Annotated in this window: 8 protein-coding genes; 5 read left to right on the top strand and 3 right to left on the bottom strand. The window is 57.8% G+C overall.

Going from position 1 to position 13,042, the window contains the following annotated elements:
* The first annotated feature begins 75 nt into the window (after nt 1–75).
* From AC781_RS11055 to AC781_RS11035, 5 genes are all read left to right on the top strand, one after another.
* Nucleotides 76–2,349, top strand: a complete 2,274-nt coding sequence (locus AC781_RS11055) for a glycosyltransferase family 10 domain-containing protein (protein WP_067771608.1) — start codon at nt 76–78, stop codon at nt 2,347–2,349.
* An 85-nt stretch (nt 2,350–2,434) separates the two neighbouring features.
* On the top strand, nt 2,435–3,160 hold the full coding sequence (locus tag AC781_RS11050) for a hypothetical protein (protein WP_067771612.1): 726 nt from the start codon (nt 2,435–2,437) through the stop codon (nt 3,158–3,160).
* A 91-nt stretch (nt 3,161–3,251) separates the two neighbouring features.
* Nucleotides 3,252–4,457: a hypothetical protein gene (locus AC781_RS11045; RefSeq protein ID WP_067771614.1), complete on the top strand. Its 1,206-nt coding sequence runs from the start codon at nt 3,252–3,254 to the stop codon at nt 4,455–4,457.
* On the top strand, nt 4,454–5,275 hold the full coding sequence (locus AC781_RS11040) for a hypothetical protein (protein WP_067771617.1): 822 nt from the start codon (nt 4,454–4,456) through the stop codon (nt 5,273–5,275). The genes AC781_RS11045 and AC781_RS11040 overlap by 4 nt, the downstream gene beginning before the upstream one ends.
* A 132-nt stretch (nt 5,276–5,407) precedes the next feature.
* Complete coding sequence (locus tag AC781_RS11035; protein ID WP_067771621.1) at nt 5,408–6,994, top strand: beta-N-acetylhexosaminidase; 1,587 nt, start codon at nt 5,408–5,410, stop codon at nt 6,992–6,994.
* Nucleotides 6,995–7,056: 62 nt separating this feature from the next.
* Here AC781_RS11035 and AC781_RS11030 read toward each other — a convergent pair whose 3' ends face one another.
* The 3 genes from AC781_RS11030 to gyrB all read right to left on the bottom strand — a co-directional run bounded on the left by AC781_RS11030 (nt 7,057) and on the right by gyrB (nt 13,009).
* Entirely contained in the window at nt 7,057–7,647 is a 591-nt protein-coding gene (locus AC781_RS11030; protein WP_067771624.1) for a hypothetical protein, read from the bottom strand.
* 157 nt (nt 7,648–7,804) lie between these two features.
* Nucleotides 7,805–10,429: a DNA gyrase subunit A gene (gene gyrA / locus AC781_RS11025; RefSeq protein WP_067771627.1), complete on the bottom strand. Its 2,625-nt coding sequence runs from the start codon at nt 10,427–10,429 to the stop codon at nt 7,805–7,807.
* A 21-nt stretch (nt 10,430–10,450) separates the two neighbouring features.
* Complete coding sequence (gene gyrB, locus AC781_RS11020; RefSeq protein ID WP_067771630.1) at nt 10,451–13,009, bottom strand: DNA topoisomerase (ATP-hydrolyzing) subunit B; 2,559 nt, start codon at nt 13,007–13,009, stop codon at nt 10,451–10,453.
* Nucleotides 13,010–13,042: the final 33 nt, after the last annotated feature.

Here is a 13,042-nt window from a genome sequence, read left to right as displayed (position 1 = left end):
CATCCGCTCTACCCGGAAAACACCGCCTCCCGGTCTCAGCCCATGGTCCGGCCATCCACTCGAACAATCATACCTATGAAAACAAACCTCATCAAACGCGTCGCCTTCGCCGACTTCTGGCAGGGCTTCGATCCCCATGACAACCTGTTCCAACACCTCTTGCACGAACGGTTCAACATCGCCGTCGTCAACGACATGGCACAGGCCGACTTCCTCATCTACTCCGTCTTCGGCAACAAACACAGAAACTTCCCCGGCCCACGCCTCTTCTACACCGCCGAATCCGTCATGCCCCGGTGGAACGAATGCGACGGAGCCATCACCTTCCTCCGAGACGATGCCCCGCTCCCCGGCCCACATCTTCGCCTGCCCAACTGGGTCGTCAACTACGACATCTTTCACGCCCGCACCGTCGAACGGCAATCCCTCCAACCCGACGACATCCTGCAACGCCACACGAAATTCTGCAACTTCATCTATTCCAACCCTCATGCACAGGAACGCATCTGCTTCTTCAAGCATCTCTCCCGCTACAAACGCATCGACAGCGCAGGCAAAGTCCTCAACAACACGGGAACCCTCATCGGCAATGCCTTCGACTTCACCAAACACTACAAATTTTCCATCGCTTTCGAAAACGTCGCTTCACGAGGATACGTCACCGAAAAAATCATGCGTGCATTCTCCTCGGGAAGCCTCCCCATCTACTGGGGAGATCCAGACATTGCCTTGGATATCAACCCACGCCGCTTCATCCATGCAAGAGACTTCGGCAGCCCCGAAGAACTGTCCGATTACATCGCCGAAGTCGACCGGGACGACCGGCTCTACCTCTCCTACTTCCGCGAACCACTCTTCCTCCCCGGCCAACACGACTTCGATGCCTACCTCAACGCACTCGAAACCTTCATCAGGCAGACTCTGGATCAAGGAATCGTACGCCATCAGCACCCGCAACACGACAACCGCCAGCCTTCTGCACACGGCTACCCCGCCATGCCCTCCTTCGACGACGGCAAACCGTGGAAACGCCTCCCCGCAGAACAAAAACCGCACACTCCTGCCCACCCTGAAGAACGCCTTGTCGACTGCATCCACCCTCAATGGCGGGACACGCTCAAAATACTCCACGGCAAAGCCGAACGCCTGTCTCCTCCCCACGATACGGCCGATGTATTCGACATCAAGGACGACTCCTTCAGCCTAAAATGGAACCGCTGGGGCACGGAACGCTTCGTCAAATCCGGAACAGCCTACCGCCTGCAGCCCGAACAAAAACAGGCAACCCCCGCTCACCCGAAGGAACCGGATAACCGCATCGCACGAATCAACGCCCCATCCCGGCCTCCGCTCGTCTATCTCTTCGGTACGCCGTACCACTCCAACCTCGGCGACCAGGCACAAACGGAATGCATCCTGCACCTGCTACGCGACAACCTGCCGGCACACGGCGTCATCCTCTCCACCCTCCGCAACTCCACGCCCGGCCTCCTTGCCGCCATACGAAGGAAAATCCGCCCGGAAGACCTCTTACTCTGCCACAGCGGCTACCACATGACCGACCTCTACAACGAACAAAGCATCTACCTGAAACTCGCCGAACTCTTCCCGGATCATCCGCTCCGCATCCTCCCCCAGACCATTTACTACAAAAACCCACGCGTCGCGGATAAGACTGCCGCCATCCTCAACAACCACCCGGACTGCACCCTGTTCTGCCGCGATGAACACTCCTTCCGCACCGCACAACACCTCTTCCACCGCTGCAGGCTCCTCCTCTATCCCGACCTCGTCACCGCCATGATCGGCAGAACGGAACTTCCTCCCCACGCCAGAAAAGGCGTACTCTTCTGCATGAGAAACGACAAGGAAACCAAGCATCCAGCCGACCGCATCCTCTCCATACGGAGGGAAATCGATCGTATATCCACCACGTCCGCCACCGACACCACCATCAACCATACGGGCAGCTACACCATCGCCCACAGAACGGAACTCCTTCATGAAACCATCAGCCGATTCTCGCATTACCAAACCGTCGTCACCGATCGATACCACGGCATCATCTTCTCCCTGATCGCCAACACCCCCGTCATCGTCCTTCCCTCCCGCGACCACAAACTGACCTCGGGCCTCCAATGGTTCCCTGCCCCCTTCCGCCAACACATCCACCTCGCCGAAACGCCGGATCAAATCCCCGCCCTGATCCGGACAATCCTCCGGCAAGGCCCCCTGCCGCCCCTGCCGGATTATTTTGCCACCCGCTATCACGACCATTTCATGGAATACCTCACACCAACCGCTCCAAACCATATCCGGAAACAACCACATATGCATGAGAACTCATAAAAATCTTGCGACCCTCCACAGGACAAAGTAAAAATAAAACTGCCCGTTATCTCTATCTCCCCCCACTCCGCCGAAACACGCCAAGATGAAAAAACTCGCTGCCAGCTGCCTGATGCTGGGTATTTTATCTCCCGTCCACGCCCGGCAAAAAGCCACAAACAACCCGCCGTCACTAACCGTTGCGCTGACATTGGAACCATCTACGGAAAGCCCGGTCTTCTATGTACAATGCGACAAAACAGGAACAGCCAGACAACAAAAACAGGCTAAAAACAAGGAACTCGCATCACCATACACCTGCTCCTTCCGTCTGAAATCGACAGGAACGCACATACTCTCGATTTCCCAGCTTTGCGAGGCCTCCCTGCCGATCGCCATTGCGGGTGCCAACTATTATCAAAAGGTCGAAATCAAACCGGAAGCCAATCGTGTGGAAGCCTACCTGATGCAGGCAACCGTCGAACTCGTCTGGAATCAGGATGAAGCTTTCCCCTATTTCTTTCCCGGAAACAGCAATGTCATTGTCGGCAAACTGGAAAGCATCCCAGCGCCGCCAGACAACATATTCTTATCCGACGAAAATTTGAATACCCCCACGGTCATCCCTCAGTCAACCAGTCCGTGCATCGCCATGAAGCACCCGGAAAAGAACAACACCTACACGGCCGTGACTGAATACCTGCAGCCGAATGACTACATTCTGACGATCTATGAAAGAATCCCCGTCGGAAATCGTCAGATCGAACTGATCCGCACCCAAAAGGCGATTCGTCTGGAAAAAGGCAAAACACATTACAGCATCGTCCTTTAACTGCGGCACCAGACAAAAACAACACTCGCCGACCATATCCAAACACCCGGTGCGCCGCTTCGTTTCATCATCAATCAACCCATCACCCGATATGCAACCGACCATCATACGCCTGCTCCTCCTCTGCGGCCTGCTCTCCGCCACGGCACAGCCCGCCGCCAGCCAAAACACGCCCGCCCCGGAAAACCGAACTCCGGTAGAAGCCAACGCCTCTGACATGGAGCCGAAAGACTGGGATTTATTCTATGGCAGGAAACCCGGAATTCCCGACATCCGCCATTGGTTATCGGCTGAAATCATCTCCTTCCAGCCGAATGGCGACACTCCCGTCCTCACTTGCAGATACACCAACCACTCCCGCTATGACCTCACCATACTTGGAGGCGAAGATCTGGAGCGGCTCGCTGCACAGGAATGGAAAGAAGCCTTGGCGCGCCCCAATGGAGGGGTGGGTCCCAACGTACTTTTCTCTTCCGACTTCGGCAACGACTCCTTTTGGAAAGATGGAACCAGATATTCCCTCGACGAAGATCTGCCCACCATGAAGCTGCCAGCGCATACCGACACGATCGTCATCCGCAAACTGAGGAAAGGCCATTACTCCGATGATGAAGTCCACGAAATCACGACCGAAGCCAAAACAAACGGACAAGGCCAGGTCTCGGCATGGTGGCCTCTGTATGGTGATTTTGTGAACCAGGGGGAAATCTACCCGGCTGCCGCCTTTCTGACGGAAACGATTCACCGCATCGCGCTCCCATCGGGCAAGATCATCCTGCCGCTTCAAAACTCTCTACCGATCCCTCTCCCGCCGGAATACCGTCGCCCTTTGCCCTGCCCGCCCGGCATTTTCCTCGACCCGCTTCCCGTAGAAACATGGAAGAAAGAAACATCCAACATGGGCGGCTACAACACGAAAGATACGGAGAATTTCCTGTTTCTCGCGCCGGTCAACCTTCTGCTACTGGCAACGGACAAGGAATCGGCCGACCGCTGCGCCCGCAGTATGGAAATATGGTTGGAAAACGAAGACATGCAGGATAAAATCAAATCTTTCCGAACTGATCTTCAAGAGGATGAATACGATGGACACGGTTTTCTTCCCTACCTGCAAAAACGTTGGGAGGCCATGCAGCAACAGAAAAAAGCAGTCATCGACGAGCTCCGGAAAAAAGGCTTCTACGGATCGAACAGACTCCGGCAAATTGCGGAACGCATGGAAACCGTCGATGAACCCTTCGTCGAAGCCCTCAAACAAAAAAACGGGCATCCCACCGCACCTGCTGCACACCCATGAAATTCCTTCCTCTTCTTCTCGCACTCGCCTGCTTCGCCCATGCCAAACAACCGGAACTCTCTTTAGCGCGTCTTGACGGCATCGAATTCAAAGCCAGGGAACTCCCGCAGAGCCACATCAACATCATCGACATCTCCAGCAAAGAAATGGCGAACAAAACAGGGCTGGACCTCTTCCCTGCCTTCTACGCCGCCTTCACCATCCTGCCGATGCACCCTTTCAAGCCAACCGAATTGCGGCTGGATGGTCAACCCTTCTTCACCTACCAGCGGTTTGAAGAACCCCGCGACGGCGACAGCAGCCTGCAAGACTCGGGGCACCATATCCAAATCTTCCTCAAACAAGGAATCATCGAAATACTCTTCCACAAAATCGAATATCCGAGCAACAGCGGCACTTATGCCTTGAGAGACATCTCCTTCATCCCTCATATCTTCCGGGTTGCCGACGCCAAGGAAATGTCCGCCTTTCGCCAACTCTTCCTTGCCGAGAAAGAAATCGTCGCCCTTGTCATCGACTGCAACGAAGCCGCCCTTCCTCTCCTCCACTCCATGAAGAAGCTGGCGCAGCAATGCCCCGGCACGCACTTCGTCATGCCGACGGAAGCCGGAGAAAGAATCTACACCACACCCGGCGACTCCCTCCCTACCCTCGACCGCCGCATCAGGGAAATGGGCATCTCCACCTTGCAGGAACTCCACACATACAATCGCCTGATGAGCGAAAAAGAAGCCAAGGCATACGGAGGCGATATCTCCAGCGGCCGGAAAAAAATGAAACAACGGTATTTGGATGCCAGAGAACAACTCCAACCATAGCACAGATGCCGGAAACTTGCCCCATCATCATCACCGGAATACCGATCAAGCATCCTGTTTGAAAGAATTCCCTGCAGACTGCGTATAATTGATACCGTATCTGCATGCAGCAGTACAGCCATCCTTGCCGCCATGTTCAAGAAATCCACATTCCTTCTCGCATCTCTCGCCTGTTTGTCCGGCTCGCTCCATGCAAACGAAAACGGCGGACCTTCATACAACATCATTCCCGAACCCGTCCGCATCGAGCAGAAACAGGGGATGACCCAGAATCTCCGCTTCGACATCAAAAATGCCAAGCTCGATCCATCCCTCGGCGCAGAAGGCTATGCCCTCGACATCACGCCGCAAGGCATCAGCATCCGCTACGCCGACAAACGCGGCCTTGAAAACGCCAAAATCACCATTCTGCAACTCGAAGACCAGCTCGGCGCATCGCCGGCCGGCATCCCCTGCGGCACCATCACGGACAAGCCCGCCTACGCATGGCGCGGCATGATGTGCGACGTCGCCCGCTCCTTCATGCCTCTGGAGGATCTCAAAAAGTTCGTGGATGTCATGCACTTCTACAAATTCAATGTCCTTCACCTCCACCTCACGGACGATCAGGGCTGGCGCTTCCCTGTGCCGGGATACGACCGCCTGAAGACAGTGGCATCCACGCGCGGCCCCGGCGATGGCGGCGGCCCCGGCTGGATGCCCGCCTCCAGCGGCATGTACACGGCACAGGAGCTGAAAGACCTCGTCGCGTACTGCAAGGCAAGGGGCATCGACGTCGTGCCCGAGATCGACGTACCGGGCCACAACCAGGCTCTTTGCGAAGCCTACCCCGAATTATTCTGCCAGAATCCCTCCGCGGACAAGGTGGAAGCATTCAAGCAGACGCAAGCCTACACAAGCAAAAACGACGCCCAGAAACAGGAACTGCTGACCGCTCCCCAGGATGTCAAAACCCGGCGTTCCGGCGGCGTCAGCTACCATCTGCTGTGCCCGCAAAGCAAGGAAATGTGGAAGTTCTACGAAGCCGCAGTCAAACAGCTGGCCGACATTTTCCCCGGCAAGATCATCCATCTCGGCGGCGACGAAGCCCCGGCAGAACGCTGGGAACTCTGCGCAGCCTGCACCGAAGCACGCAAGGCCAAGGGACAGAAAAATACGAACGAAGAAATGCGCGGGTTCTTCAAGGATATGACCTCCCTCCTCGCCAAATACGGCAAGGAAGCCCAGTTCTGGTTCGAGCTGGAAGACGATTTCTACCAGAAAGGGCAGACCGTCTACACATGGCGCCTGGGCAAAACGCCCGCCACGGTGAATGCCACGAAAAAGGCCGGCCTCAAGTTGGTACTGACCCCGGGCGAACACTGCTATCTGGACTACCCGCAGCTTCCCGGCCACAGCAACCGCGGATGGATGCCCATGGTCACTCTTGAAAAATGCTACCAGCTCGACCCCACGCAGGGCAAACCCGCCGACCAGGTGGATCACATCGTCGGCGTGCACTGCACGCTGTGGGCAGAACAGCTTCCCACGCTGGAACACACGCTGTACCGGGCCTACCCGCGCGCCATGGCAGTAGCGGAAAAGGGATGGAGCCCGAAATCCGCATGGAGCTGGGAGCGATTCCAGCAAAAGATGGAAGCCCACAAAAAGCCCTTTGAAAAACGCTTCGGCTACACGCTCGAACGCACCATGGACAACGAGCCCGCCGTCAAACCCTGACGCGGCTACATACCCTTTATCCGAAACGGCAGGCCATGCAAGGTCTGCCGTTTTTGCTGCCCTCACCTCCGCATATTTCCGGGCGACTGAGGGGATACATGGGGCGGAGGTTCCGTCGTCAGCAGCGGAAATGCTTCCGGGTATTGATTCCATTGCGGGTTGCTCAGGTACAGATAAAGATTCAGTTCATTGTAAGGCTCCCGCAGCTTTTCCTGCACTTTTTCCCACAGCAGGTTCCATGAATGGCTCTTGTTCCCGCTTTTCCAGCCGGCGCCGAGGCACACACCCTCGATCCTGAGAAAATCGTTTTCGCTATCGTAACAGAATTGCCCCGTCTGGACGAACTTCTCGATCAGCTGATTCAGCCTCTTGTCCGGCACAGGAAGGCGGCGCGTTTTTTTCACCATTTTAACCCCGGCAGCCTCATTCGTATCATGCATTTTCCCATCCTCCCATGTTTCCATCTCGACCGTCTGCACTCCATCCTGCAACCGGATATGGTACGACCGTTGATGCGTGGACAGCCAGAATTCGTAATCCTGCTTCTCCTCGGGAGACAAACGAACTTCTTTCCACGCATAATGGGTGCATTGCACCAGTCCGGCCAGCGATAGCAATCCGGCGGTGACTATCAGGGCATTCTTGATTTTCATAGGTGTTTCTATCAGGAGGAAGCGGCGCATGCAACATGCCGTGCATGCACCGCACGCGGTCTATGATGCACGACTCAGCATGCCCCGACAAGGCAAAAAAAGGCCGCCTCACCATGCGGGAGGCGGCCTGTGAAAATCCGGATGAACAGCGAGCCGTTTATTCCGCAGCGGGTTCCTGTGCCGGAGCGCTTTCGCCTCCTTCGGCAGGTTCTCCTGCTGCATCGGTTTCCGGCAGTTCGTCTTCATCGTCGGGGATGACGATGGAGATGTCCTGAATGCGTTCGTTGGAGGCGAGAGTCATGAGTTTGACACCCTGCGTAGCGCGGCCCGTTTCGCGGATGGTGGCCACCTTGATGCGGACGGATTGCCCGGCGGTGGTCATGAGCATGAGTTCGTCTTCATCCGACACGACGGTGGCCGAGACGACCTTGCCCGTTTTCTCCGTGCAATTCATGGTCTTGACGCCGGTGCCCCCGCGGCTCTGGACGCGGTATTCGTCGAAGGGAGTACGCTTGCCGAGGCCGTTTTCGGAGGCCACGAGGAGCGTCTTCGTCGGATCAACAATGGCGAGAGCCACGACGTAGTCGCCCGTGCGAGGACGGATGCCGCGCACGCCGATGGTGTTGCGGCCTTGCGTGCGGAGATCGTCTTCCGGGAAGCGGATGCTCATGCCGTCGTGCGTGACGAGGACAACTTCGTTTCCGCCCGTGGTCAGCGCGGCGTTGACGAGGCTGTTGCCTTCTTCGAGGTTGATGGCGATGATGCCCGCCTTGCGGTAATTGACGAAGTCGTTGAGGCTGGTCTTCTTGACGGTGCCGTCCTTCGTGGCGAAGACGACGTTGCCGCTGCCTTCGGCGAAGGTGATGTCGTTGCCGTTGTCGTCCACCTTGCGTTCGAGGCGCAGAATGGCGGCGATGGCTTCTTCGGGCTGGAGGTCGAGCAGGTTCTTGATGCTGCGGCCCTGTGCGCTGCGCGCCGCTTCGTCGATTTCATACACGCGGTCCACATACACGCGCCCGGTGTTCGTGAAGAACATGAGGTAGTCGTGGTTCTGGGCGGCGAAGAGATGCTCGATGAAGTCGGCTTCGGCATCCTTTTTCGCCCCCTTCGTGGTGGCGGCCTTCACGCCCTTGCCGCCGCGCGCCTGCACGCGGTATTCGGCGGAGCTGGTGCGCTTGATGTAGCCGCTGTGGGTGATGGTGACGATCATCGTGTCGTTCGGGATGAGGTCTTCGATCGCCATATCTCCTTCAAAGGGGATAATGCGGGTAATGCGCGGGGTAGCGTATTTGTCCTTGATGGCGATGAGTTCGCTCTTCACGATGCCGAGCACGCGGGATTCGTTGGCCAGGATGTCGAGGTAGTCCTTGATGCGGACGAGAAGTTCGGCATAGTCGCCGGAGATCTTGTCGTTTTCAAGGGCGGTGAGCTGGTAGAGGCGTAGGTCGAGAATGGAGTTGACCTGCCGGTCGGTGAAGACGTAGCGGTCTCCCTGTACGGAGGCCTGCGAGCGGATGAGGATGCCGAGCTGCTCCGCCGTCTGGGTGGAGAAGGTGTAGGCCTGCAGGCGTTCGCGGGCTTCGTCGCGGTTCTTCGATTCGCGGATGATACGGATGAAATCGTCCATGTGGCCGAGGGCCAGCAGGAAGGCTTCGAGGCGTTCGGCATCCTTTTCCGCTTCGCCGAGGAGGTAGCGCGTGCGGCGCACGACGACTTCGCGGCGGTGCTCGATGTAGAAGTTGATGGCATCGAGCATCGTGAGCGTTTTCGGGCGGTTGTCGTGAATGGCCAGCATGTTCACGGAGAAGGAGGTTTCCATGGCCGTGAGCTTGTAGAGCTGGTTGACGACGACCTGCGGACGGGCATCGCGCTTGAGCTCGATTTCGATGCAGGTGATTTCGTCCGAAAGGTCGCGGATGCCGGAAATATCCGTCAGGATCTTTTCCTTGTACAGCTCGGCGATGCGTTCCTGCAGGGCGGCGCGGTTCACGCCGTAGGGAACTTCGCGGATGATGAGGAGGTCCTTGCCGCTGTCGGTCTGCTCGATGTCGATCTTGCCGCGGATGCGGACGGAGCCGCGCCCGGTACGGAAATAATTGTCGATGCCGGAATAGCCGAGGATGTCGCCGCCCGTCGGGAAGTCCGGCCCCTTGATGTAGGCGCGCAGGTCGTTTGCGGTCATCTGGGGGTTGTCGATGGTGGCGCAAATGCCGTCCACCACTTCGCCGAGGTTGTGCGGAGCCATGTTGGTGGCCATGCCGACGGCGATGCCGGTGCCCCCGTTGACGAGGAGGTTCGGGAAGGCGGACGGGAAGACGACGGGCTCGGTATGCTCGTTGTCGTACGTCGGCACGAAGTCGACGGTATCCTTGTCGAGGTCGGCCATCAGGGCCAGCCCCATGCCGGAGAGCTTGGCTTCGGTGTATCGGGAGGCGGCGGCGGGGTCGCCGTCCGGCGTGCCGAAGTTGCCCTGCCCGATGACGAGGATGTCGCGCATGGACCAGTTCTGGGCCATGTTGACGAGGGTGCCGTAGATGGCCTGGTCGCCGTGCGGGTGGTAGTTACCCATCGTATCGCCCACGATCTTGGAGCATTTGCGCGTCTTGCCGCCGGGGCTGAGGTTCAGCTCCTTCATCGCGTACAGGATGCGGCGCTGCGAGGGCTTGAGGCCGTCGCGCACGTCCGGCAGGGCGCGGGAGATGATGACGGACATGGAGTAGTCCAGGAAGGAGGTCGAAAGCTCGCTGGCTACGTCCACAGGTCTGATTCGATTGTTTTCCATGATAGAAAAGGTGGATGGGGGTTAGATGTCGAGGTTGCGGACGTTGAGTGCGTGGTCGACGATGTAGTTCTTGCGAGGTTCGACGACGTCTCCCATCAGGATGGTGAACATTTCGTCGGCGCGGACGGCGTTGTCATCGTTCAGCACGACGCGCAGCAGTTCGCGTTTTTCCGGGTCCATCGTCGTCTTGAACAGGTCCTTGGCGTCCATTTCGCCCAAGCCCTTGAATCGTGTGATCTCGACGCCGCGCTTGCCGATGTTGATGACGGTTTCGAGGATGTCCGTCACTGAGAAGAGGGAAACGACTTTCTGCTTGTCGCCCTCGCCTTCGACGAGTTCGAAGAGCGGCGCATCCTCCGAAAGGATCATGCTGCCCGGAATACCGAGTTCTTCAAGGCGCACGAGAAGGCGCGCAATGGCCTTGGCCTCATGCAATTCGTGCGTGAGGGCGCGGCGGCTCGGGCCTTCGCGCACCGGGAGCGGATTCGCCAGCAGTTCTTCTTCCGACGGCACGCCGAAGATGAAGAGGTCGCGGTTTTCATTCGAGAAGGCGGCGAGGGCTTCCGTATCGTGGAAGTACTGCACTTCTTCATCGTTGCCGCAACGGATCTTGACGAGGTATTCGGGGAAGTCGCCGCAGGTTTCGCGGTGCTTGAGCAGCGCGGAGAACTCGCCGCCCTGCGCCTGCATGGAATCGATGTAGCGCTGGAGGTTGACCAGCACGTCGAGAATGGTGGAGAGCTCTTCGGAGGAGAAGGTACGTTCTCCGTCCGCGCGGCGCAGCGTCACATCGTTCACAGCCAGCTCGATGAGCTTGCGGTTCAGTGCGATATCGTCCTGCACGTACTCTTCCTTCTTCTTGCGGATGACGCGGTACAGCGGGGCCTGCGCGATGTAGAGATACCCGGCGCGGACGAGCTGCGGCATGTGGCGGCAGAAGAAGGTGAGAAGCAGCGTGCGGATGTGCGCGCCGTCCACGTCGGCGTCGGTCATGATGACGATCTTGTGGTAGCGCACCTTCTCGAGGTTGAAGGAGCCTTCGTCCTCGCCGTCACCGATACCGGCACCGATGGCGGTAATCATATTCTGGATTTCCTTGTTGGACAACGCCTTGTCCAGACGAGCCTTTTCGACGTTCAGCACCTTGCCGCGCAGCGGAAGGATGGCCTGCGTGCGGCGGTCGCGTCCCATCTTGGCGGAGCCGCCTGCGGAGTCACCTTCCACGATGAAGAGTTCGCACTTCTTCGGGTCGCGGTCGGAGCAGTCCGCCAGCTTGCCGGGAAGGCCGCCGATGGAAAGCGCGCTCTTGCGCACGGTTTCGCGGGCCTTGCGGGCGGCTTCGCGGGCGCGGGAGGCGGTAATGCTCTTGTCGATGATCTTTTTGGCAATCGCGGGATTCTCTTCAAAGAAGGTTTTGATTTCTTCATACACGACATTGCCGACGACGCCTTCGATCTCGGTATTGACGAGCTTGTCCTTCGTCTGCGAGGAGAAACGGGGGTTCGGCATCTTCACGGAGATGACGGCGACGAGACCTTCGCGCACGTCTTCGCCGCTCAGGGAAGGGTCCTTGTCCTTCAGCAGGCCGTTGGCCTTGGCATAGCCGTTGATGACGCGCGTCAGCGCGCCGCGGAAGCCGGAAAGGTGGGTGCCGCCGTCGCCGTTGTAGATGGAGTTGGCAAAGCAGAGAATGTTCGTTTCGTACGTATTGTTGTACTGGAACACGACATCGACGAGAACGTCGTCATCCATCTTTTTGCCGTCGTATTCGACTTCGACCTTACGGAGGCCGGAAATGCAAATGGGATCTTCATTGATGACTTCCTTGTTCGTGCCGAGCTGGCGGACAAACTCGATGATGCCGTCCCTGTAATAGAAGGTTTCCTTGCGATGGGGCGCATCGCGCTCGTCGCGCAGTTCGATGATGAGACCGGGATTCAGGAATGCCAGCTCGCGAAGACGCGTCGTCATGCGGTCGAACTTGAACTCGATGGTATCGGTGAAGATAGTCGCATCCGGGAAGAAGGTGATCGTCGTACCGGTCACGCCCGCCGGTGCTTCACCGACGACGCGGAGAGGCTCGATGGTGTGGCCGCGCTCGAACTTGATCTGGTAGCGCTTGCCGTCGCGGCGCACTTCCGCCTTGAACCAGTCGGAAAGGGCGTTCACGCACTTCGCACCCACGCCGTGCAGGCCGCCGGAGTATTTGTATGCGCCCTGCCCGAACTTGCCGCCCGCGTGCAGATTGGTCAGCACCAGCTCGACGGCGGGAATGCCGAACTTCGGATGAACGTCCACCGGGATGCCGCGGCCGTTGTCGATAATGGAAATGGAGCAATCGACATGAATGGCGATTTCGATCTTGGTGCAGTAGCCGGCGAGATGTTCGTCGATCGAGTTGTCCAACACTTCAAACACACAATGGTGCAATCCTCGTTCGTCAGGGTCGCCGATGTACATTCCGGGGCGCTTGCGCACCGCCTCAAGACCTTCCAACTTGTCAATCTGGGCCGCACTGTATTCTTGCTGAGCGCCGGTATCCACTTTGGGGATGCCGGCCTCATGGTTTTCATCAGTCATACGCGCGCAATTATACGCGCGCGCGTATGAAAA

It is taken from the genome of Neoakkermansia glycaniphila, assembly GCF_001683795.1.
Taxonomy (GTDB): domain Bacteria; phylum Verrucomicrobiota; class Verrucomicrobiia; order Verrucomicrobiales; family Akkermansiaceae; genus Akkermansia; species Akkermansia glycaniphila.
This window is presented reverse-complemented; position numbering and strand designations above follow the sequence as displayed.